Genomic DNA, 22934 nt, shown 5'->3' with positions numbered 1-22934 from the left:
CATTTGCGCGTCGTGAAGAGTGGGTAACATGGAAAGCCTGGGTTGGTTCGCGGGCTGGTTCGCATGAGCCTTTCGCAAAACCCTATTGCCGATTAAAATCCGATAGTTGTAGCTATCCGTCACCAGAAGGATTCCGCCCATGAGCAAGCAAATCATCCACACCGACGCCGCGCCCGCCGCCGTTGGCCCTTACTCGCAAGCGGTTGCCGTCAGCGGCACCAAGACCGTCTACCTGTCGGGCCAGATCGGCCTGGAGCCGGGCACCGGCGACCTGGTCTCCGAGAATTTCGATGCGCAGGTGCGCCAGGCCTTCGCCAACATGACGGCGGTGGTCGAAGCCGCCGGCGGCACGCTGGACAAGGTGGTCAAGCTGACGCTGTTCCTGACCGACCTGGGCAAGTTCACCGCCGCCAACGCCATCATGGCCGAGCTGATTCCGCAGCCGTTCCCGGCCCGTTCCACGGTCGGCGTGGCCAGCCTGCCCAAGGGCGCGCAGTTCGAGGTCGAGGCCATCCTGGTCCTGTAAACGCCGCCCACGCGCGTTTTTCCAGAGGTTTCCTCCCACATGCCGGCCGCGGCCGTGGCAACCAAGCGATCCGGCGCCGAACCCAAAGGCGCCGGCAAAGCCATGACGGATACGGAGCGCAAGCTGCGTAACCTGGGTTTGGTGCTGCCCGAGGACTTCGTGCTGCACCTGCCGCTGCGCTACGAGGACGAGACCCGGGTCATTCCGATCAGCCAGTTGCGGCCCGGCTTTGCCGGCCAGGTCGAAGGCGAGATCACCAAATCCGAAGTGCTGTACCGGCCGCGGCGCCAACTGACCGCGACGCTGGCCGATGACAGCGGCGAACTGCAATTGCGCTGGCTGAATTTCTACCCCAGCCAGCAGAAGCAGGTCACCGTCGGCAAGCGGCTGCGCGCGCGCGGCGAGGTGCGCGGCGGCCTGTTCGGGCGCGAGATGGTGCATCCGCGCATGACCAACGCCGACGCGCCGCTGCCCACGGCGCTGACGCCCGTCTATCCCACCACCGAAGGCCTGCCGCAGCTGACGCTGCGGCGCGCCATCGCGCAGGCGCTGGACCGCGCCGACCTGTCCGATACCCTGCCGCCGCAGGCGCTGGCGCGCTACGAGCTGTCGCCGTTCGAGCCGGCGATCCGCGCCTTGCACACGCCGGCCCAGGGCGAATCCGAGGCGGCCCTGCTGGAGCGCGTGCATCCGGCCTGGCGCCGCATCAAGTTCGATGAATTGCTGGCCCAGCAGCTGTCGCTGGCCGCCGCGCGCGCCGCGCGCCGCGTCAAGGAAGCCGAGGCGCTGCCGGTGCGCGACGAGGCCGGCGGCCTGGTGGACCGGCTGTATCAGGCGCTGCCGTTCAAGCTGACCGGCGCGCAGCAGCGGGTGGTGGCCGAGATCTCGGCCGACCTGGCGCGGCCGTATCCCATGCATCGCCTGTTGCAGGGCGACGTCGGCAGCGGCAAGACCGTGGTCGCCGCGATTGCCGCGGCCCAGGCCATCGCCGGGGGCGCGCAGGTGGCGCTGATGGCGCCCACCGAAATCCTCGCTGAACAGCATTTCCGCAAGCTGGTGTCGTGGCTGCAGCCGCTGGGCGTGAACGTCGCCTGGCTCAGCGGCAGCCTGACGGCCAAGGCGCGCCGCGAGGCCGCCGCCGCGGCGGCCGACGGCAGCGTGCAACTGGTGGTGGGCACCCAGGCCCTGATCCAGGACCATGTCGAATTCCACCGGCTGGGGCTGTCGATCGTCGACGAGCAGCACCGCTTCGGCGTCGGCCAGCGCCTGGCGCTGACGCGCAAGGGCGAGACGGTGCGCGGCCGCATCGTGCCGCACCAGCTCAACATGAGCGCGACGCCGATTCCGCGCACGCTGGCCATGACCTTCTTCGCCGACCTGGACGTGTCGGTGATCGACGAACTGCCGCCGGGCCGCACGCCGGTGCTGACCAAGCTGGTGTCGGACGCGCGCCGCGAGGAAGTCATCGCCCACATCGCGCAGGGCGCGCGCGGCGGCCGGCAGGCCTATTGGGTCTGTCCGCTGGTCGAGGAAAGCGAAGCCCTCGAGTTGCAGACCGCGGTCGACACCTACGAGGGCATGCGCGCCGACCTGCCGGACCTGCGCATCGGCCTGGTGCACGGCCGCCTGCCGCAGGCCGAGAAGGCCGCCGTGATGCAGGCCTTCCGCGAAGGCGAGATCGACCTGCTGGTGGCGACCACCGTGATCGAGGTGGGGGTGGACGTGCCCAATGCCTCGATGATGGTCATCGAGCACGCCGAGCGCTTCGGCCTGGCGCAGCTGCACCAGCTGCGCGGCCGGGTGGGGCGCGGCACCGCCGAGTCCGTCTGCGTCCTGATCTACCAGACGCCGCTGTCGCAGGTGGCGCGCGAACGCCTGCGCGCCATGTTCGAAACCTCCGATGGCTTCGAGATCGCGCGCCGCGACCTGGAACAGCGCGGTCCGGGCGAATTCCTGGGCACGCGCCAGTCCGGCATGGCGCTGCTGCGTTTCGCCGATCTGGAGACCGACGCCGAAATCGCCGAACAGGCGCGCGATGCCGCGGTCTGGCTGCGCGCCGAACATCCCGCCGCCGTCGAGGCGCACCTGGCCCGCTGGATGCGGGGCCGGGAAGACTTCCTGCGCACTTAGGGCGCATCGACCCAGCGGATGAATGCCACCATGACCTTCCCATTTTCCAGCGCCGCCCGCCGGGCGCGCGCTCAACTCCCGGGGGCGTAGTCGACCATGACTCTCACCGAACTGAAATACATCGTGGCGGTGGCGCGCGAGCGCCATTTCGGCCGGGCGGCCGAGGCCTGTTTCGTCAGCCAGCCCACGCTGTCGGTGGCGATCCGCAAGCTCGAGGACGAGCTGGGCGTGACGCTGTTCGAGAGGGGCGGGGCTGAAGTGGGCGTGACGCCCATCGGCCAGCGCATCGTCGCGCAGGCGCAGAAGGTGCTGGAGGAAAGCGCCAGCATCAAGGAGATCGCGCGCCAAGGGCACGACCCGCTGGCCGGCCCGCTGCGGGTCGGCGTGATCCACACCATCGGCCCGTACCTGCTGCCGCGCCTGGTGCCGGTGCAGATCGGCCGCACCCCGCAGATGCCGCTGCTGCTGCAGGAGAACTTCACCGTGCGGCTGGTGGAACTGCTGCGCCAGGGCGAGATCGACTGCGCCATCATGGCGCTGCCGCTGCCGGAAGCGGGGCTGGTGATGCAGCCGCTGTACGACGAGCCGTTCGTGGTGGCGGTGCCGCAGGACCACGAGCTGGCGCAGCGCGTATCGATCGACGCCCAGGACCTGAAGCAGCAGACCATGCTGCTGCTGGGCAGCGGCCACTGTTTCCGCGACCAGGTGCTGGAGGTGTGTCCGGAGCTGTCGCGCTTCTCGGCCGCCAGCGATGGCATCCAGCGCACCTTCGAGGGCTCGTCGCTGGAGACCATCCGCCACATGGTCGCGGCCGGCATCGGCGTGACGGTGCTGCCGGTGACGGCGGTGCCTGAGCAGCCGCCATCCAACAGCCTGCTGCGCTACCTGCCGTTCGAGGGCCACGTGCCCGAGCGCCGCGTGGTGCTGGCCTGGCGCCGCAGCTTCCCGCGACTGGCGGCGATCGAGGCGCTGGCCCAGGCGGTGTACGAATGCGAACTGCCCGGCGTGCGGATGTTATCGGACGAAGCCGCGGCCGTGCAGGATTGAAATTGCGGGCGCATTTGCGCACGATCAAGCCGCGGCGCGCCGGTCTGTTCCCGCGCCGGATTGTCGCAGTCGCGGTGTTATCCTAGTTTTGTCTACCAACCCCAACAGGGAGCTAGCAATGGCAAAGTCCTCCAAGAAGACCCCCAGCGTTCCGCGCATCAACATCGGCATCTCTGACAAGGACCGTGCCGCCGTCGCCGGCGAGCTGTCCAAGCTGCTGGCCGATTCGTACACCTTGTACCTGATGACGCACAACTTCCACTGGAACGTCACGGGGCCCATGTTCAATACGCTGCACCTGATGTTCATGACCCAGTACACCGAGTCGTGGAACGCGCTGGACAGCATCGCCGAGCGCATCCGCGCGCTGGGCCACTACGCGCCGGGCACGTACCGCGAGTACGCCAAGCTGTCGTCCATCGCCGAGCCGGAGTCGGTGCCGGAAGCGCTGGAAATGGTGCGCCTGCTGGTCAACGCCAATGAATCGGTCGCCAAGACCGCCCGCGCCGCCTTCGAGAAGGCCGACGCCGCCAACGACCAGCCCACCGCCGACCTGCTGACGCAGCGCCTGGACGTGCACGAAAAGAACGCCTGGATGCTGCGCAGCCTGCTGCAGTAAACGTCACGGCGGCGCCCCGGCCGGGGCGCCATCGTCAAGCCAAGCCCCCGGAACCTCGCGGTTCCGGGGGCTTTTTTCATGCGCGCGGCCCGCGTCGGACGCCATTATCTGGAAAGCGGGGTGCGCCCAGGCGGGAAAGGGCGCTCGCCCTGTGCCGCACTTGTTGGAATGTGTAATCCACCGGCCTGTCATGGGTGGAAGTCATTTCAATATCAGGACAGATTCGCCTCGCCCGGGCGCGCCGGGCGATTTTCGCGCCGCGCGCGTATGCCACGACCCAGAATGCGCGGTCAATAGGGAAGAGGGCGTGCTGATTTACGCCTAGCACGATTTTTCTGGTTATTCCGGACGCGATCAGTGACTTGAAGTTGCAATAACGACATTTTCCCCGGGAGCGTCCAAAGATACCCAGGGCGAATACTCATTCCTTGCAGTTTGATTAAATCAAGATAAGAAAACGACTTTAAATAATCTCTTACAAGACAAAAGGTCTCATTTATTTCCATATGTATGGAAAAAGAGATTATTTCAGGGATTTCCCCACGTTTATTACGACCTCGGCGACTTATTTCCATAGCATCGAAAACTTTTAGAAAAAAATTTGCTGCCGCCGCGGCCTACGATTCGTTGGCTCGTTGCCCACTGGTATGCCGGGGTATCGAGATGTAATTAATTTTGAGTGTGACGTCCACCCAGGCGCGAATAAGCGATTCGATTGCGCATCGATTATTTGGTTCCTGGGTGTCGATTTTTTGATGTATTCGACACGACGAAAACAGTGAGGTCCCCCGTGGTAAAGAGAATCGCAGTATGCGGTCTTGGATATGTCGGCCTGCCCGTGGCCGTGGCATTTTCCAGGCGTTTTGATGTCGTCGGCTTTGATGTGGACAAGCGGCGGATCACGAGCCTGAAACAGGGAGAGGACTGGACGGGCGAGATCGAGCGCGATGCCTTGCTGGCGTCGCCCATGCAATTTACCGATCAGGTGAGCGAGCTGGAGGGCTGCGATTTCTTCGTGGTCGCCGTGCCGACGCCGGTCGACGAAAAGAACAATCCCGATTTTTCCCTGCTGGTGCGGGCCTGCCGTTCGATCGGGCCGGTGCTGCGCCCCGGCAGCATCGTGGTGTTCGAATCGACGGTGCACCCCGGTGCGACCGAGGAAATCTGCGGGCCGGAACTGGAAAAGGTGTCGGGTCTGCGCTGCGGCGTCGACTTCAAGCTTGGCTACAGCCCCGAACGGATCAATCCGGGCGACCGCGAGCATCCGCTGGAGAAGATCGTCAAGATCGTGTCCGGCCAGGACGCGGAATCGCTGGAGATCATCGCCGGCGTCTATGAGCAGATCATCGACGCGGGCGTGCATCGCGCCTCCTCGATCAAGGTGGCCGAAGCCGCCAAGGTGCTCGAAAACACCCAGCGCGACATCAACATCGCGCTGATGAACGAGATGTCCAAGATCTGCGATCTGGTCGGCATCCGCACCGCCGAAGTGCTGGAAGCCGCCGGCACCAAGTGGAATTTCCTCAAGTTCACGCCCGGCCTGGTCGGCGGCCACTGCATCGGCGTGGATCCGTACTACCTGACGTCCAAGGCGCAGGAGCTGGGCTACCACCCCGAAGTCATCCTTTCGGGCCGCCGTATCAACGACGGCATGGCCAGCCACGTGGCCTCGCGCGTGGTGCAGACCCTGGCCCGCAACGGCCGCCTGAACGCCTCGACCCGGGTCGGCATCCTGGGCATGACGTTCAAGGAAAACGTGCCGGACATCCGCAATTCCAAGGTGGTCGACCTGTACCGCGCGCTGGGCGACTACGGCATCACGCCGGTGGCCTGCGACCCGATGGTCGACGTCGAACAGATGCGGCACGAGTACGGCATCAGCCTGGTGGAACGCGACCAGTTCCGCGACCTGGATGTGCTGATCCTGGCCGTGCCGCACCGCGAAACCATGGACACCCTCTGGGAAGACCTGCCGCAGCTGGTCAAGGCCGACGGCCTGGTCTGCGACCTGAAGTCCGTGCTGGACAGCCGCCGTCTGCCGTCCGGCCTCTTGTACTGGACCCTCTGAGTCCAGGCCCGCCGCAACCCATCAAACACAGGAGAGGCCCGGAATGACCGCCTTTACCATCGCTCCGATTGGCACCTGCCGCATTCACACCCCGCTGCGCGACGCGGTGGGACGTTACCCGATCAAGCAACAGCTCGGGCGCAATTACGGTTTCGTGCACACCAGCGCCGAGGCGCTGCAGCAGGCCCGCTTCATGTTCGGCCAGGCCGAGGTTCCCACCGACGTGCAGCGCGTGATCTTCCGCCCGTCGAACGGCGAGCAGGCCCGCCGCGGCACGCACAAGCCGGCCGACCTGTACATGGTCGAGCTGTCCTCGCGCAAGCTGCTGACCGTCGGCGGCTACCCGATCCAGTCCAACTACCTGGTGCGCTTCTTCAGCGAGTTCTTCGCCGACCGCGCGCGCACCCGCGCGTTCTGGTCGCAGGCCAGCGACGAACGGCTTGCCGAGCGACGCGCGTGGCTGGACCAGGATCCCGTCTTCAAGAGCCTGTCCGCGGACAATCGCGAGCTGCTCGCCCGCATCGTCAAGCGCGAACAGACGGACGAGGAAATCGAACAGCAGATGCACGAGCTGGTCGACCTGCTGGGCCGGGACAAGGTCGTGTTCGTCACGCACGTCAATGCCATGACGCCCGACAATGTGCCGATCGAACAGCGGGCACAACTGATCGCCGCGGTGACCGCCAGCGCGCAGCGAATCGGCGTGCCGTGCTATGACCCGACGCCGCTGATGAACAAGATCGGGCAGGCCGACGCGATGGAAGACGGCGGGCTGGACCTGACGCACTACACGCCGCTGTTCGCCGAGCGCCTGTACACCGAGTGGTTCAAGACTTTCGTGCGCCCGCGCATGAGCACCTCCACGCCGCAGCCGTCGGTGCCCAAGCTGAGCGCCGACGAAGGCGTCGAACGCATCGAGAAGATCTGGGATTCGGGCGACCTGCGCGAAGCCTCGCGCCGCCTGCGCGACGTGCTGCGCCGTCATCCCGGCCTGCCCGACCACACGTTGCTGTTCGCGCGCTTCCAGGAAGAACTGGGCGACTACGAAGGGTCGCTGGCGCTGCTGGGCGGCGCGGACGGCACGCTGGCCACCGGCAGCAAGGCCGAGCAGATCCTGATGCGCAACCAGTTCAAGCTGGGCCGCCATGACGTGGCGCACTCGCTGGCCGCCGGCCTGCTGGGCGACGAAATCGAGACCCCGGAAATCGTGCGCATCGCCGCGATCTCCGCCGGCCACCTGGGTTTCGTGGACGAGGCGCTGGGCAACTGGAAGCAGCTGTTCCGCATTTCCTCGCCGCAGGACGCGACCGCCACCGAGGCGGCCGACACCGTGCTGTCGCTGCTGCAGGCGGGCAGCGACATGGATGCCGCCCTGCGCTGGGTCCATGAAGTGCGCGCCGCCATCCCGTCGCATGGCCGCAGCTTCGCGACGCTGTGGCGCGACCGGCTGATCGCCGGGGACCGCGCCGGACTGCGCGCGCTGGCGTCCGAGTCGCCCGCGCTCAAGGATGTCGAGGCGCTGGAGCTGATCAAGGAAGCCACGTGGCGTGGCTGCATCATGGCCGCGGCCGCGTTGGCCGTGTCGTGCAAACTGGCCGACAGCGAGCAGGAAGACATTTCGGCGTGGCTGAGCACGCAGTCCGCGGCGTGGGCCGAGGAGGGCGCGCAGGCGCTGGAGGAGGGCCGTCTGCGCGATGCCGCCGAGCGCATCTGCGCGCATCGCCTGCTCAATCCCGATGCCCTGGCCGGGGTGCGGGCGCAGCGCGCCTTTGAACGCGCCATGCGCCTGGGCGTGCGGGCCGCGCTAGTGGCGGGCAACCACAAGGAAGTGATCGACCTGACCGACATCGCGCTCGACACCCAGGTCGAATTCCCCGAACTGCACGCCATGCGCGGCCGCGCGGCCGATGCGCTGGGCGACAAGCAGACCGCCATGCGCCACCTGGAACAGGCCGCCGCCAACGAGTCGGCGCCGTTCAGCACGCAATTGCACTTTGCCCGTGTCGCGTTCAATGGCGGCTGGTTCGGCGAGGCCATCGACGCCTACAAGATGGTCCTGGCGCACGCGTCGGCCGACCAGAGCGCCCGCGACGAGGCCGAGCGCCAGCTCGGCAGGCTCGGACCGCGCGCCATCCGCGGCGCCCGCGAAATCCTGTCGGCCGGCGACCCCAAGGCGGCCTGGAACCTGCTGGACCGTGTCGCGCGGTCGTGGCCGGGGATGCCGGAAGTCGACCACGAGAAGCGCCGCATCCTGGCCGTGCTGTACGCCGAGGCGCGCGCGCTGGAATCGTCCAGCACCACCGAACGCCTGGCGCTGGGCGAGCGCATCCTGCAGCTGGTCTCCGACGATCCCATCGGCCTGCGCCTGGCCGCGGTGGGCGCCATGCGCCTGCACCGCTTCGAACAGGCCTTGCCCTACTGGCGCGCGCTCAAGGAGCGTTCCGACAATCCGGCCCAGTTCGATCACTACATCCAGCGCTGCCTGGTGTGGATCGACAAGGCCAACCGCAGGAAGGCCGCATGAATCCGCCATTGATCACCGAGCGCGAGAACACCGCGTCGTCCGACCTCCAGGCGGTCCAGGGCCGGCTGGAGGAAATCGTGGCGGCCTCGGTGCGGGTCCAGGTCGCGCAGGCCAATCTGGCGGACGCGCAAGCGCTGGCGCGCGGCCACATGGCCGACTCCAAGGTCCGTTTCCTGCTGCTCAGGCTGAAAGAGGCGGCGGGCCTGAACGAGGGCATGTCCGAGCAATGGGCCACGCTGCTGCGCGAATGCCCCGATGACCTGGAGATCGTGCGCTATCGCGCCACCCGCCTGGTCAAGGAGCGCCACCTCGAGGACGCGCTGGCCCTGGTCGAGCGGCACCTGCCGGAGTCCACCGAAAACCCGGCCCGGCTGTTCGCCCGCGCCAAGCTGCTGAGCGATATCCGAGCCTACGAACAGTCGGATGAACTGTTCCGCCGGCTGATCCTGCAGCACACGGACCGCAACATCCGCGTCGAATTCGCCAAGCGGCTGCGCAAGCGCGGCCTGCTGGCGGATGCGTTCGACGTCATCGCGCCCGTGGCCAAGCACCTGGCGCCGGGCAGCAAGGCGGCTGAGCTGGCCAACGGCCTGGCCAGCGACTACGCGTTCTATCAGCGGCTGGAGCCCGAGGCCTCGCTGGCCGGCCAGGACATCAGGATCGTGTCGATGAAGCACGCCATCCTGCATTTCCGCGATCGCCAGATCCCGGAATACTCGCCCGAGAAGCCCGTGTCGGTCGCGCTGGTGACGGGCAGCCTGGGGCCCGGCGGCGCCGAGCGCCAGCTGACGCGGCTGGCCGGGGAACTGGCCCGCATGGCGGACACGCCCAGCCCGCGCCCCGCCGATACGCCGATGAAGCCGGAGAAAGTGGAAGTGCTGGTCAAGCAGCACACCGAGCCGCCCGGTTCCAGCAAGAAGCAGGGCCTGGATTTCTTCCTGTCCGTGCTGGTCAAGGCGCGCATTCCGGTCACGGAAATCAACAAGCTGCCCGCGATCTCGGTGGCCCATCAATCCGTGCCGGACGGCAGCCTGGGCCGCCTGCTGGAGCAGTTGCCGCCGCCGGTCCACTATGGCGTGACGCGTCTGGCGCCGGTCCTGCGCGCGAGCACCTTCGACGTGGTGAGCCTGTGGCAGGACGGCACGTGCCTGTTCGGCGCCCTGGCGGCGCTGCTGGCCGGCGCGCCGACCATCCACCTGGTGTTCCGCGGCCTGCCGCCGAACATCCGCAAGGACCGCTTCCGCGAAGAGTATCCCGAGCTGTACCAGGCCCTGGCCCAGGTGCCTGGCGTGCATTTCGTCAGCAACAGCCGCAAGGCGGCCGAGGCCTACGCGGAATGGCTCGGCATCCCCATCGTGCGCTTCCACGTGCTGTACAACGGTGTGCCGGACCTGGCCACCGATGCCGCGCAGACGGACAAGGAAAAGTGGCAGGCCTTCCAGGAGAGCACGGCCGACGCCACGGAAACCATCGGCGGCGTGTTCCGCCTGGAGCCGGACAAGCGGCCGCAACTGTGGATCAAGCTCGCGGCGCTGTACCTGAAACAGCGTCCGCAGGCGCGCTTCGTCATCGTCGGCGATGGCCGGCTGCGCGACAACATCGTGGCGTTGGCGGAAGACCTGTGCGTGATGGACCGGCTGCTGCTGGTCGGCTTGTCGAATCACGTGGGCTACTGGTATTCGCAAATGGACGCCAAGGTCCTGCTGTCGCGCTACGAGGGCCTGCCCAATGTGCTGATCGAAGCCCAGTTGCTGGGCGTGCCGGTCGTGTCGACGCCGGCCGGCGGCGCGGGCGAGTGCTTCGAGGAAGACCAGACCGGGCACCTGCTGGGCGACGTCGAGCATCCCGACCTGCATGAAGCCTGCGACAAGGTCGCGTCGATCGTGGACCGGGTGCGCGCCGACCAGGGCCTCAAAGCCCAGAGCCGCGAGCGGGCGCAGACCTTGTTTTCGCTGGAGGCGATGCTGGGCAAGTTCCTGAGCCTGTGCATGCCGCTCATGCCCGAGTCGGAGAACGACGCGAGCATGGAGCTGCCCCCCATGCGTCTCATGCAGGCCTGAGCGTCCGCCAGTCCCATCCTGGTCCTGAAGATAAAGGAAGTTATGCAAATGACCGCCCCGGCGGCGGGTCCGCGCCGCATTGCGGCGCCGGCCCTGCTGCTGATTACCGTACTGATGCTCAGCGGCTGCCAGCTGCCGCGCTCCGGCCCCATGTTGGGCGAGATGACAGGCGCCCACGACGCCAAGGATGTCGTCGTGATGCCCGCGTCGCGCGAACTCGCGCGCGCGAGCCGGGTGCCCGAGGTCTCCGATTTTCCCGTGCCCTACCGCGACCTGACCCAGGCCGGCTTCGACAGCCTGGTGCCGGGCGATGGCATCAACGTGAAGGTGTGGGAGCGCGGCGGGCTGGGGGTGTTCGCGGCGGACCCGACCGGCGTGAGCGACCTGGGCAACCAGGAACTGGACCGCAACGGCAATGTGTCCTTTCCCATCCTCGGCAAATTCAAGGCCGGCGGCATGACGCTGGGGCAGTTGCATGACGCCATCGTGGCGCGCCTGAGCCGGCTGGTGGCTGGCGCCGATGTCAGCGTGACGCGCGCGGCCGATGCCCGCGGGCAGATGGTGACGGTGCAGGGCAACCTGACCAAGCCGGGCATGTATCCGATCACGCAGACCTCCCAGCGGCTGAGCAGCGCGCTGGCGCAGGCGGCGCCGGTGCAGACCAATCCGGAGCAGCTCGTCATCAGCCTGCGGCGCGACAACAAGGTAGCTTCCGTGCGCCTGTCGGACATCTACCGCAACCAGAACAACGACATCCTGCTGCGCTCCGGCGATGTCATCACGGCCTACGAATCGCGCGAGTTCCTGACCGTGCTGGGCGCGGCCGGCAACCAGGGCCGAGTGGCGATCAGCAAGCGCAACTACAGCGTGCTGGACGCGCTGGCCGACTCCAAGGGCCTGGATGACCAGACCGCGGACCCGCGCTCGGTGTTCCTGTTCACGCCCGCGCAGGCGGGCGTGGAGGGCAAGCCGGACCTGCTGCCGGTGGTGTACCAGTTCGACCTCACGCGCCCGGAACAGGTGGCGCTGGCCCGCGAATTCACCGTGAAGGAAGGCCAGGCGATCTATATCTCCGACGCGCCGTTCACCCAGGTGCAGAAGGTGCTGTCCGCGTTCCGCGTGACCATGAGCGCCGGCTTCAGCGCCACCCGGGCGATCGACTCCAACTCCGGCTCCTCCAGCGGCATCAGCCAGTAGCGTGTCGATGAGTAACGAGGATCGGATCAAGGGTTGGCGTTCGCGGAGAAAGGACAGCAGTTACGCGGTGGGATCGGGCGTCGCCGCCTGGCGCCTGGACCCCGCCGCGCTGTTCGAGGCCAAGGCTGAGCCGGCCGTCCTGCTCAAGCCTTTGCTGGCGCGCCTGCAGGGCGAGCCGCACGACTCGGTGGCCGCCCGGCGGGCGGTCTACGAGGCGGTGCAGGCCGAGCTGGACGCGGAAATCGCGCGCGCCAAGGTCGATGAGTCGCTGGCCGACTTTTCGCGGCGGCGCCTGCGCATCATCGTGCGCCTGCTGGAGCAGGACATCCGCGCCGGCGTCGAGGTGTTCGCGCCGGGCTACATGCCCGCCCGGCTGGTGGCCGAGGATCAGCGCCTGGCCCAGGCGCAGGAGCGGCGCGAGCAGCGGCGCAGGCAGGACGAGGCGCGCGATGCGCGCCGCCATGCCTCGCGCAACGATATCGCGCTGGAGATGGAACTGCCCGCGGGCGAGGCCGGCGACCTGGAGATCCTGCGGGAGCGGGTGCGCGGACTGCATGCCGGGCATCGTCCGCACATCGCCGGCCGCGGCTGGCCGGGCGGACGCACGCTGCTGGCGCTGTTCGTCTACCAGCTGCATGTGATGCATGGCGAAAGCCGGATCGCCCTGTTGTGGGCGTTCGTGGGTCCGGTCGTGCTGCTGACGCTGATTTCGTCGCTCTACATCCTGATGGGCACGCACTACATCCTGGGGATGGACGTGCAGACCTTCTCGCTGCTGGGCGCGACGACCTGGATCATGTTCCGGCAGATCATCTTCCGGAGCAGCACGGCCTACGTATCGGCGCGCGGCCTGTTGAATTTCCAGGGTGTGTCGCCGTTGATGTGCGCGCTGGTGCAGGCGCTGCTGTACGTGTCGGTGTACCTGGTGGTGTTCGTGGTGCTGATCACCGCCGGCCATGCGCTCGATCTCATCACGCTGCCCAGGAGCTGGCCGGGATTCATGCTGTACGTGGTGCTGATGGCGTGCTGCGCCGCGGCGATGGGCCTGCTGTTCGGCGCGATCGCGACCTTCTGGCACTTCTTCCTGCGGCTGGCGCCCGTGATCGAGCGCTTCCTGCAGATTTTCTCGGGGGTTTTCTTCGTCTCGGAGCAGCTGCCCGAGCAATTGCGGCCCTGGATGCTGTGGCTGCCGTTCTCGCATGGCATGCAGTTGTTGCGCTCGGCCTACTTCGACGCCTACACGTCGCAGGACGCGAGCCTGGGGTACTTCCTGACCAGCCTGGTTTTCCTGATGGCGGTCGCCCTGGCGGCCGAGCGGCTGGCCCGTCCCAATATCCAGCCCATGTGAGGAACGACGATGATTCATCTCAATGGCGTGACGGATGAACCGCTGGCCTTCGGCAACCGGCAGGCGCTGCTGGCGCAGGCCCACCTCGACATTCCCGTCGGGCGCTACGCCTTGCTGTCGCCCGCGCCGGAGCTGCACCGCCAGATCATCGACCTGCTGTGCGGCCTGCGGCCGCCGCGCCAGGGATTCGTCCAGCACGACGGCAACGTCTCCTGGGCGATCGGCCGGCAGGGCTTCATCCGCGGCAAGGCCAGCGGCCTGAACATGATCGAGCTGGTGAGCCAGATGTACGAGCTCGATGCCGACGCCACCTATGAACTGGTGGCCGACCTGATCACCGACCCCAAGAGCCTGTCCCGGCCGATGGAGCATTGGCCGCTGTTTGCGCGGCAGGAGTTTTCGTTCGCGCTGGCCCTGGCGCCGGCGTTCGACGTCTACGTGATCGAAGGGGCCATTCCCTTCGAACCCTGCCGCTTCACCCGTCTCTGGCTGGCGCTGTTCGAAGAACGGCTGATCGGCAGGACGCTCATTCTTTCCAGTTACCGCCAGAATCAATTGGCGGACTATTGCCTGAAGGGCCTGATTTATGAACGAAGCGCACTCCGCATCGAAGACGACCTCGACCAGTGCATCAGCAAGTTCCCCCCGCGACGATCACGAAGCGAATCCGGAACAGGCGACGACGTTTTCGGCGGCTTCGACGAGGGCCAGCTCGGCTTCTGAGAGCGGCTCCGAGATCGAGCGCCGGCGCCGCGAGCGGCAATCGGCGCTGGAGGACCGTCGCCGCCGCCGCTGGATCAATGCCTTCATCGTCGTGGCTCCGGTCGCGCTGGCGCTGGTCTACGTGCTCTGCATCGCCACGCCGCGCTATGAGGCCGAGTCGCGCTTCTTCGTGCAGTCCGGGTCCGGCCAGCAGGGCGGCGGCGCCATGGCGGCCAGCCTGCTCACCACGGGCAACTCGGGCGGCATGCTCGGCGGCTTCGTCGACGGCTGGGCGGTCAGCGACTTCCTGAGGTCGCGCGACAGCATGCGGCAGCTGGACAAGAAGGTCGGCCTGCGCCATTACCTGCTCAATACCGGCCTGGACCCGGCCAACCATCTGTCGGAGGACTCGAGCGAGGACGATCTCTATCGCGCCTACCGGGCCTCGGTGCAGGTTTCCTTCAACGCGCTGGAGCAGATCGACGTGCTGCGCGTGCGCGCCTATTCGCCCGAAGACGCGGAAACCCTGTCCAAGGCCCTGATCGGCCTGGCGGAAGACTTCGTCAGCTCCATGAACGAAAAGGGCGTGGCGGACAAGCTGAGGGTCAGCGAGGAGTCGGTCAAGCAGGCCGAGCAGAAGGCGCTGGGCGCGCGCGAGGCGCTGACGACATGGCGCACCACGCACGGCAATATCGACCCGACGGCCACGGTGGCCATGCTGCTGAACCTGTCCAGCCAGCTGGAAGCGGAACTGAGCACCGCCCAGATCAACCTGGACAAGATCCGCGCGCTGAACAACAAGGACCACTTCATGCTCAAGCCGGCCGAAACGCAGGTCGTGGCCTTGAAGAAACGGCTCGCCGCCGTGCGCCAGCGCCTGAGCGGCGAAGGCAACACGGAAGCGAAGCAACTCAAATCGTACGAGGCGCTGCGCAATACCCAGGCCTTCGCCGATTCGAATCTGACGCTGGCGCAGCAGTCCTACCAGCAGGCCGTGACGGACGCCCTGCGCCTGCAGCGTTACCTGTCCATCATCGCGCAGCCGGTTTCCACCGACCGGCCCAGCAGCCCGCGCACGGGGGTGCTGCTGTTGCAGGCGCTGGCGCTGGGCTTCGTGCTCATGTTCGTCCTGCGCGCGGCGATGGCCCTGCTGAGAGGATTGCGCCATGGTTGATACCACGATTGAACGCCCCGGCGCCGCCGCGCCGGCCGCTGCCCATGCCGCGCCGAGCGATGGCGTCAGCCGCCTGCGCGCGGTCATCAAGCAGATCCTGGAGGCGGACGACCCCTTGCAGGCGATGGCCGGGCTCGGGCCGGCGCTGGCGCGGGTGGAAGAGGGCTGGCGCGACGCGCGCCGCCTGCTGGTGTCGCCGTTCGTGAAGGTGGGCCGGCTGGCGCCGGCGATCGCCGCGCTGGAGCAGCTGGTTCAGACCTATCCGGCGCGTACCGATGACCGCCGCCTGCTTGCCAGCCTGCTGGGCCGCACCGAGCAATGGGACCGCGCCATCGAGCAGGCGGACGCCGCCGCCGCCATTGCGCCCGATAGCGGCGCGCTGCAGGCCGCGCGGATCCAGCTGCGGGTGCAGGCCGGACGCATCGCGCAGGCCGCCGAGGTCGCGCGCCAGACCGCCGCCCAGGCGCGCGCCAATCCGGGCGACGCGCATTGGTGGATGCTGGCCCATGCGCGCAACGGCGACGCGGCTGATGCCGCCGGCATCGCCATGGCCTTGCAGCCGGCGGATCTGCCGAACGCGCGCGTGGCGACGGTCGCCGTGCGCGCGTTGCTCGACGATGACCGGGTCGAGGCGGCGATCCTGCTGGGCAACGGGGCGCTGGACGCAGGCCACGATGCTCCGGCGCTGCGCGCATCGCTGGGGCTGGCGCACCTGCGGCGCGCCACCGACGACGACCGCAAGGTGCATGCCCCGGCGCACTTCGAGGCGGGGCTGAACGCGGCGCCGGCCGACGTGCGGCTGTTGACACTGCATGGAGAAACCCTGCTGCGCGCCGGCCGCTACAAGGAGGCCGTGGCGCCGTTGCGCCAGGCCATGGAGCTGGCGCCGGAGCTGGAGCAGACCCGCGCCCTGTACGCCCGCGCGTTGCGCTACACGCTGCAATACGAGGAGGCCGCAGACCAGATGCTGCACCTGGTCGAGAAGTCCCCCGACAAGCGGCTCTGGCAGCGCGCCGCCATCGGTGCGCTGTCTCAGGCGGGCCGCAAGCAGGAGGCCGAGAGCCTGTTCGCGCGCTACGTCGCGCAACGCGGTGACGCGCTGCCGCCGACCTTCCAGCAGGCCCTGGATCAACTGGACCAGAAGCTGGACACCGCGCCGATCCCGCAGGCCCGCCTGGACTGGGCCTGGTCGATGCGGGGCGACGCCACGGCCGACCGCGCGCAATGGGAGCGGCGCGCGCGCTGGGGCCATCTGGTGGACCACCTGCTGTTCGACTGGCTCGAATGCCGCGAGGACAGCGTCGAGGAGGCCATGCAGGTGCTGGGCGAACTGGACACCGGCGAGCGTTTCTTCGCGCCGCTGCTGGCCGCCGGCCGGGGCGTGGTGGTGGCCACGGCGCACGTGGGGCCCATGTATGCCGGCTTGATGGCGCTGGAACTGCTGGGCATTCCTTCGCGCTGGCTGGCGACCGCGCCCAGCATCGCCCAGAGCAGCTACGCTGCCGCCCTGATTTCCACCGCCGACCAGACCGAGGCGCAGGTCGCCAAGGCCTGCATGCGCGCGCTGGCCGCGGGCAATGTGCTGTGCCTGGCCGTGGATGGCGCCGCCAACCCCGCCGCGCCGCGCAGCGTCTTCGAGGGGCAGGCGGTGACCTATTCCAGCTTCGCCGCGCACCTGGCGCACCGCCAGGGCGTGCCGTCGGTGTTCTACACCCCGCGCTGGGAGAACGGCCGGGTGGCCTACACGCTGGAGATGCTGCCCGCCGTGGAACCGGGCGAGGACGCCGACGCGTACGCGCGGCGTTGGCAGGAAGCGTATTTCAAGCACCTGCGGGCGCATGTGGCCGGCCCGCCGGAGAACCTGCGCCTGAGCGGCGGCATCTGGCGCCACGTGCAGGCCGCGGATCGGTCCGCGCAGGGTTAGGGAGTGAATGTCCATGAAAGCAGGAACGAATACAACGGAAGCGGCGACGGGCAGGGCGCCGCGCCGCAAGCGCGGCGGGCCGGCCGGGCGCGGGCTGCCGGGCGCGCCGGCCTGGCTGCCCGGGGTGGGCATGCTCGTGGCGGCCATGCTGTATGGCGGCGCGGCCGCCGCCAGTGAGTCCTGCGCCAGTCCGGACGAACGCTGCCCCTTCGTTTCCGAACTGCTGCAGCAGCGCGAAGGCTATGGCGCCCGCGCCACGGGCGGCCTGGGCGGCAAGTTCATCGAGGTCACCTCCGACCAGGACGCCGGACCGGGCACGCTGCGCGCGGCGCTGGCGCAGGCCAAGAAGGGACCGACCTGGATCCGCTTCGCCTCGGACATGACGATCGTGCTGGACTCGCAGCTGCGGGTGCCGTCGAACACCACGATCGACGGCCGCGGCAAGCACGTGGCCCTGATCGACGACGGGCTGGGCGTGTATGGCAGCAAGAACGTCATCCTTACGCACCTGACCATCGACGGCCGCCTGAACCGGCTGACGCAGGCCGTGAACATCGCCAACGACAGCCGCGACGTGTGGGTGGACCACATGGACCTGTCACGCATGTCCGACCGGCTGCTGAACGTGAAGAACGGCTCCACCGACGTCACGATCTCGTGGACCAAGTTCCACAATTCGAACAAGGTCATGCTGCTCAACAACATCACCTCGAAGAACCTGTTCGCGAACTACGAACGGGATGCCATCGCGCGCGTGACGCTGCACCACAATTATTTTTTCAACACGGTGCAGCGCAATCCCCGCGGGCAATTCGGCACGTTCCACCTGTTCAACAACCTGCTGGAGAACTGGGATTTCTACGGCATGAGTTTCAGCCTGGAGGCCAAGGCGCTGGTGGAAGGCAACATCTTCAACAATGACGCCAAGCGCCAATGCGTGGAGCCGGAATTCTTTCCCACGGTGGAGGGGGTGAAGGTGAACTACTGCCGTTATATCCCCACGGCCGCCAAGCGCAGCGCGCTGGACAACGGGGCGTCGGACGAGGGCGCCTACCAGGACTTGAAGGCGGTGCACGGCTATACGCGCGACTTCAAGGCGTTCCTGCGCCTGAAGGACAACCTCTACCTGGGGGACGCCAAGCCCGTGCTGCAGGACTACCGTCCCGAGGCCGCCCCGACGCCGCCGTATTGCTATGGCTACGAGAAGCCCTCGGCGGAATTGGCCGACCGGATCCGCAAGCATGCGGGCAACACCAGCGGCGATACGCCGCTGCCGGCAGCGCGCACCGGCGCGGGCTGCGGCGGCTGAAACGGCGGGTCAGGCCTGGTGCGACAGCGGCCGCTCGGGAATCGGCGCGATCCGCTCGGGCGGCGGCGACACGCGCCACGAGGCGCGCCGGCGCAGCGCGCCGAACAGCTTGAGGCCTTGCGGCCAGTCTTCCAGGCCGCTGTCGGCGTTGATGTGGCCGGCGCCGGGGATCACCACCACGCGGCTGCCCCAGTTCTCGGCAAAGGCGCGGGCGCGCTCCAGCCGACAGTAGGGGTCGTTGTCGCTGGCCACCACCACGCTCTGGAACGGCAGCGATTGGCGCGGGATCGGCGCGAAGCCGCGCAGACAGTCCGGCGCGTCGGGACGCTCGACGTCGGCCGGCGCCACCAGCAGGGCGCCGGCGACCTTGGCGCGCAGCGGCACCGGCAGCGCCGCGCTGATCAGGCAGCCCAGGCTGTGGGCGACCAGCAGCACCGGGCTGCGGGCCTGGTCGACCAGGCCGGCCAGGGTGGATATCCATTCCGCGCTCACCGGGTTCTGCCAGTCGCGCTGCTGCACCCGCACCGCGTGCGGCAACAAGGCCGCCCAGCGCGATTGCCAGTGTTCGGGTCCGGAGTCTTTCCATCCGGGGACGATGATCGGTTGGAGTCTCATGGCGGCCATGATGCCGCGCCGCCTTAGTAACGCAAACGAATAAATCCGCTTTTGCATATACGGTGGCGGGCATAAGGGCGGTGGCGCCCCTGATGCGGCACCGCAATATCGAAACCTCGCCCAAGGCGGGCCGGAACCCCTGCAAAAGCCGCTATTTTTCAGTGTATGCTTGCCGTGCTAATGCAACGTAACGGGGCGTGACCAATGCGTTTCCGGCTGTCCGCCCGGTTCAAAAACCAACGATTACAAGCCATTAAGGGAGTCCACTCATGAAGCAAGCATTTCGTCTGACCCCGGTCATCGCGGCCCTGGGCGTCGCCGCGGGGTTGGCGTTCAGCGCCGGCGCGCACGCGCAGACCATCAAGATCGGCGTGGTGGGCCCCACCACCGGCGCGGTCACCCAGTACGGCGACATGGTCCGTGAAGGCGTCGACACCGCGGTGGAACGCATCAACGCCGCCGGCGGCATCAACGGCAAGAAGCTGGAAACCGTGGTCATCGACGACGGCTGCGAACCCAAGCAGGGTCCGGTCGCCGCCAACCGCGTGGTCAACAGCAAGATCGGTTTCGTCGTGGGCCACGTCTGCTCGGGCGCCACCATCGCCGCCGCCGACATCTACAACAACGAAGGCGTGGTCATGGTCACGCCCTCGGCCACGTCGCCGGCCCTGACCGACGGCAAGAACTACGAGTTCATCTTCCGCACCATCGGCCGCGACGACCAGCAGGGTCCCGCCGCCGCCAAGTTCATCCTGGACAAGCTCAAGCCCAAGAAGGCCGCCGTGCTGCATGACAAGCAGTCGTATGGCCAGGGCATCGCCACCGCCGTCAAGAACGACCTCGAAAAGGGCGGCGTGCCCGTCGCCATCTTCGAAGGCATCAACGCTGGCGACAGCGACTACTCGGCCGTCATCACCAAGCTCAAGAGCCAGGGCGTGGACTTCGTCTACTACGGCGGCTACCACCCCGAAATGGGCCTGCTGCTGCGCCAGGCGGCCGAGCAGGGCGTGAAGGCCAAGTGGATGGGTCCGGAAGGCACGGGCAACCCGGACATCAACGCCATCGCCGGCGACGCCGTCGAAGGCATGCTGCTGACGCTGCCGGCCGACTTCACCCAGAACGCCGCCAACGCCGAGATCGTCAAGGCCTTCGCCGCCAAGAAGCGCAACGCCAGCGGCGCGTTCCAGATGACGGCCTACACCGCCACCCAGGTCATCGCCGACGGCATCAAGGGCGCCGGCAGCGAAGACCCGACCAAGGTCGCCAAGTACCTGCACGCCAACACGTTCGACACCCCCATCGGCAAGGTGGCCTGGAACAAGCAGGGCGACCTGACGAACTTCCAGTTCGACGTCTTCGTGTGGCACAAGGACGGCTCGAAGTCCGTTTATAAATAAGGACTTGGCGCGCACCCGGGCGGCGTTTTCGCCGCTGGCGCGCGCCATCCGCCAGACCCCTCGGCCGGGCCGGAAGCGATGTCTTCCCGCCCGGCTTTTTCGTGGGCGCCGCCCGCCGGGAACCGAGCCGTCGCCGGCGGGGTCGAACGCCGCTCGCGCGGTTTTGCGTAGAATGCGGCGAAATCGCTCTCTCTTTTTCTGTCCGGACACCCCATGACCAAGGCCTTGCTAGTCGAAGACGATCCGAAGCTGTCGCGCCTGATCGCGCAGTTCCTGGAGCAACACGGGTTCCAGGTCGCCCAGGCCTACCGCGGCGACCATGCGGTGGAGGCGTTCCGCCGCCACGACCCGGCCATCACCATCCTCGACCTGATGCTGCCCGGGCGCGACGGCCTGCAGGTCTGCCGCGACCTGCGCGCCTTCTCTTCGGCGCCGATCCTGATGCTGACCGCCCGCGAGGACGACCTGGACCAGATCCTGGGCCTGGAATCGGGCGCGGACGATTACGTCATCAAGCCGGTCGAGCCGCGCGTGCTGCTGGCCCGCATCCGGGCGCTGCTGCGCCGTCACAGCCAGCTCGAGGAGCCGCCGGAGCGCCTGGAGTTCGGGCCGCTGGTCATCGACCGGCGCACCCGGGCGGTGATCCACGGCGGCGTCGAGGTCGACCTGACCACGATGGAATTCGAGATGCTGTGGGCGCTGGCCAGCCAGGCCGGCCAGGTGCTGACGCGCGACGACCTGCTCAACGCGGTGCGCGGCATCGAGTTCAACGGACTCGACCGCAGCGTCGACGTCTGCGTCAGCAAGCTGCGCCGCAAGCTGGACGATGACCCGCGCGATCCGGCGCGCATCAAGACCGTGTGGGGCAAGGGCTATCTGTTCTCGCCCAAGGCGCACGAGGACGGCGATGATTAAATTCGTCCTGCGGCTCTTCGTGGTGCTGGCGGTCGGCTTCGTGATTTCCAACGAAGTCGTGGACCGTTCCGCCAACTACCTGTTCGAGCCGGTCAGCGACGCCTATACCCGCGAGTCGGTGCGCGGGCAGATCCATTCCCTGGTGCTGGAACTGTCGAAGGTCGAGCCGGGCGCGCGCGCGGCTTACATCGAAAAGCAGCTCAAGCCCTACTATGGCCTGGGCCTGCGCGTCTTCAATGCGTCGGACTACAACGCCAGCGACAGCGAACGGCGCATCGTCGCCCGCGGCGACTTCTTCATCCGCGACAAGATGCAGACCTTCGTGGCCGCGATTCCCGGCCCCGACCACCAGTGGCTGGAGGTCAAGCTGCCGCCCGAGCCGTCGTTCGGCCCGTGGGTGGTGGCGGCGGTCTATTCGGCGCTGGGCCTGCTGCTGTGCGCCTTCATGCTGGTGTGGGCGCTGCCGATCTGGCGCGACCTGGAAGCCCTCAAGACCGCCGCCCTGCGCATGGGGCAGGGCGACCTGGAGGCCCGCGCGCGGCTGTCGCGGCATTCCAGCATCGGCAACCTGGGCGATACCTTCAACCTGATGTCCGAGCGCATCGCGGCGCTGATCGGCAACCAGCGCGAGCTGACCAACGCCGTTTCGCACGAGCTGCGCACGCCGATCGCGCGCCTGTCGTTCGAGCTCGACATGATCGGCCGCGCCGACGAGCCGGCCGAGCGCAAGCGCCTGATCGACGACATGAAGAGCGACGTCGCCGAGCTCGACAGCATGGCGTCCGAGCTGCTGATGTACGCGCGCCTGGAGCACAAGGGCGATGGCGTCGCGCTGCAGCCGCAGGACGCCCGCAGCTGGCTCGATTCGGTGGTGCAGCACGCGGGCTTCGAGGCCGACCAGTCCGGCGTGCGCTGCGAGGTGGTGCTGTGCCAGGTGCGCGAGGTCCACCTGCACCAGCGCTACATGACGCGGGCGCTGCTGAACCTGCTGCAGAACGCCATCCGCTACGCCGGCGGCCGGGTCCAGGTCAGCCTGGTGTCGCCCGCGCCGCGCGAGTATGTGCTGATGGTCGACGACGACGGCCCGGGCATCCCGCAGGCCGACCGCGAACGCATTTTCGAGCCCTTCATCCGCCTGGACGAGAGCCGCGACCGCGGCACCGGCGGCACCGGGCTGGGGCTGGCCATCGTCAGCCGCGTGGCGCGCTGGCACAACGGCACCGCCGAGGCCACCGACAGCCCCTTGGGCGGGGCCCGTTTCATCATCAGCTGGAAGGCGGCCTGAGGCCGGGGACAGGGGCGCGCCGCATCGATCCGGCCCGCCTTTAACAAACTTAACAATCTGTCCTTCCAATCTTCACAAACTCCATACAAAGCGG

17 protein-coding genes are annotated in these 22934 nt (G+C 67.7%); 16 read left to right on the top strand and 1 reads right to left on the bottom strand.

Annotated features, from left to right (window positions below; translation table 11 throughout):
* Positions 1 to 139 precede the first annotated feature (139 nt).
* The 13 genes from AOZ53_RS07445 (at position 140) to AOZ53_RS07385 (ending at position 18628) form a co-directional block, all read left to right on the top strand.
* Complete coding sequence (locus tag AOZ53_RS07445; RefSeq protein WP_006394795.1) at positions 140 to 526, top strand: Rid family detoxifying hydrolase; 387 nt, start codon at positions 140 to 142, stop codon at positions 524 to 526.
* Between the two features lie 39 nt (positions 527 to 565).
* Entirely contained in the window at positions 566 to 2656 is a 2091-nt protein-coding gene (recG, locus tag AOZ53_RS07440) for an ATP-dependent DNA helicase RecG (protein WP_054487426.1), read from the top strand.
* A gap of 96 nt (positions 2657 to 2752) precedes the next feature.
* Positions 2753 to 3703, top strand: coding sequence for a LysR substrate-binding domain-containing protein (locus tag AOZ53_RS07435; protein WP_054487425.1), 951 nt, complete (start codon positions 2753 to 2755; stop codon positions 3701 to 3703).
* Positions 3704 to 3821: 118 nt separating this feature from the next.
* Positions 3822 to 4322, top strand: coding sequence for a Dps family protein (locus tag AOZ53_RS07430; protein WP_006386428.1), 501 nt, complete (start codon positions 3822 to 3824; stop codon positions 4320 to 4322).
* Positions 4323 to 5112: 790 nt separating this feature from the next.
* On the top strand, positions 5113 to 6390 hold the full coding sequence (locus AOZ53_RS07425; protein WP_054487423.1) for a nucleotide sugar dehydrogenase: 1278 nt from the start codon (positions 5113 to 5115) through the stop codon (positions 6388 to 6390).
* A gap of 43 nt (positions 6391 to 6433) precedes the next feature.
* Positions 6434 to 8914 carry a hypothetical protein gene (locus AOZ53_RS07420; RefSeq protein WP_054487421.1) on the top strand — a complete coding sequence of 827 codons (2481 nt, stop codon included), beginning with the start codon at positions 6434 to 6436 and terminating at the stop codon, positions 8912 to 8914.
* Positions 8911 to 10974, top strand: a complete 2064-nt coding sequence (locus AOZ53_RS07415; protein ID WP_054487418.1) for a glycosyltransferase — start codon at positions 8911 to 8913, stop codon at positions 10972 to 10974. Before AOZ53_RS07420 ends, AOZ53_RS07415 begins: the two co-directional genes overlap by 4 nt.
* A gap of 48 nt (positions 10975 to 11022) precedes the next feature.
* Positions 11023 to 12171, top strand: coding sequence for a polysaccharide biosynthesis/export family protein (locus AOZ53_RS07410; RefSeq protein WP_369815816.1), 1149 nt, complete (start codon positions 11023 to 11025; stop codon positions 12169 to 12171).
* A gap of 7 nt (positions 12172 to 12178) precedes the next feature.
* Positions 12179 to 13519 (top strand): ABC transporter permease, encoded by a 1341-nt coding sequence (locus tag AOZ53_RS07405; protein ID WP_054431435.1) that lies wholly within the window; start codon positions 12179 to 12181, stop codon positions 13517 to 13519.
* A gap of 9 nt (positions 13520 to 13528) precedes the next feature.
* The gene (locus AOZ53_RS07400) at positions 13529 to 14242 is read left to right on the top strand and encodes a P-loop NTPase family protein (protein ID WP_054431436.1); all 714 of its coding nucleotides are present in this window, start codon (positions 13529 to 13531) and stop codon (positions 14240 to 14242) included.
* A gap of 121 nt (positions 14243 to 14363) precedes the next feature.
* Positions 14364 to 15395, top strand: a complete 1032-nt coding sequence (locus tag AOZ53_RS07395; protein ID WP_054431462.1) for a KpsE/RkpR family capsule polysaccharide export protein — start codon at positions 14364 to 14366, stop codon at positions 15393 to 15395.
* Positions 15388 to 17319 carry a Vi polysaccharide transport protein VexE gene (locus AOZ53_RS07390; RefSeq protein ID WP_054431437.1) on the top strand — a complete coding sequence of 644 codons (1932 nt, stop codon included), beginning with the start codon at positions 15388 to 15390 and terminating at the stop codon, positions 17317 to 17319. Before AOZ53_RS07395 ends, AOZ53_RS07390 begins: the two co-directional genes overlap by 8 nt.
* A 145-nt stretch (positions 17320 to 17464) precedes the next feature.
* The gene (locus AOZ53_RS07385; RefSeq protein ID WP_054431463.1) at positions 17465 to 18628 is read left to right on the top strand and encodes a pectate lyase family protein; all 1164 of its coding nucleotides are present in this window, start codon (positions 17465 to 17467) and stop codon (positions 18626 to 18628) included.
* A 9-nt stretch (positions 18629 to 18637) separates the two neighbouring features.
* On the opposite strand, the gene AOZ53_RS07380 is transcribed toward AOZ53_RS07385, so the two are convergent.
* Positions 18638 to 19243, bottom strand: coding sequence for an RBBP9/YdeN family alpha/beta hydrolase (locus tag AOZ53_RS07380; protein ID WP_054431464.1), 606 nt, complete (start codon positions 19241 to 19243; stop codon positions 18638 to 18640).
* A gap of 269 nt (positions 19244 to 19512) precedes the next feature.
* Between AOZ53_RS07380 and AOZ53_RS07375 the strand changes: the two genes are divergently transcribed.
* The 3 genes from AOZ53_RS07375 to AOZ53_RS07365 all read left to right on the top strand — a co-directional run bounded on the left by AOZ53_RS07375 (position 19513) and on the right by AOZ53_RS07365 (position 22840).
* Positions 19513 to 20640 carry a branched-chain amino acid ABC transporter substrate-binding protein gene (locus AOZ53_RS07375; protein WP_054476785.1) on the top strand — a complete coding sequence of 376 codons (1128 nt, stop codon included), beginning with the start codon at positions 19513 to 19515 and terminating at the stop codon, positions 20638 to 20640.
* 213 nt (positions 20641 to 20853) lie between these two features.
* Positions 20854 to 21555: a response regulator gene (locus AOZ53_RS07370; protein WP_054487416.1), complete on the top strand. Its 702-nt coding sequence runs from the start codon at positions 20854 to 20856 to the stop codon at positions 21553 to 21555.
* A complete protein-coding gene (locus AOZ53_RS07365) occupies positions 21548 to 22840 on the top strand; it encodes an ATP-binding protein (protein WP_054431440.1) in 1293 nt (430 codons plus the stop codon). Before AOZ53_RS07370 ends, AOZ53_RS07365 begins: the two co-directional genes overlap by 8 nt.
* Positions 22841 to 22934 lie beyond the last annotated feature (94 nt).

The organism is Achromobacter sp. 2789STDY5608621, assembly GCF_001299375.1.
In the GTDB taxonomy this organism is placed as follows: Bacteria; Pseudomonadota; Gammaproteobacteria; order Burkholderiales; family Burkholderiaceae_B; genus Achromobacter; species Achromobacter insuavis.
The sequence above is the reverse complement of the archived record's forward strand: the minus strand, read 5'-3'. Positions and strand labels throughout refer to the sequence as shown.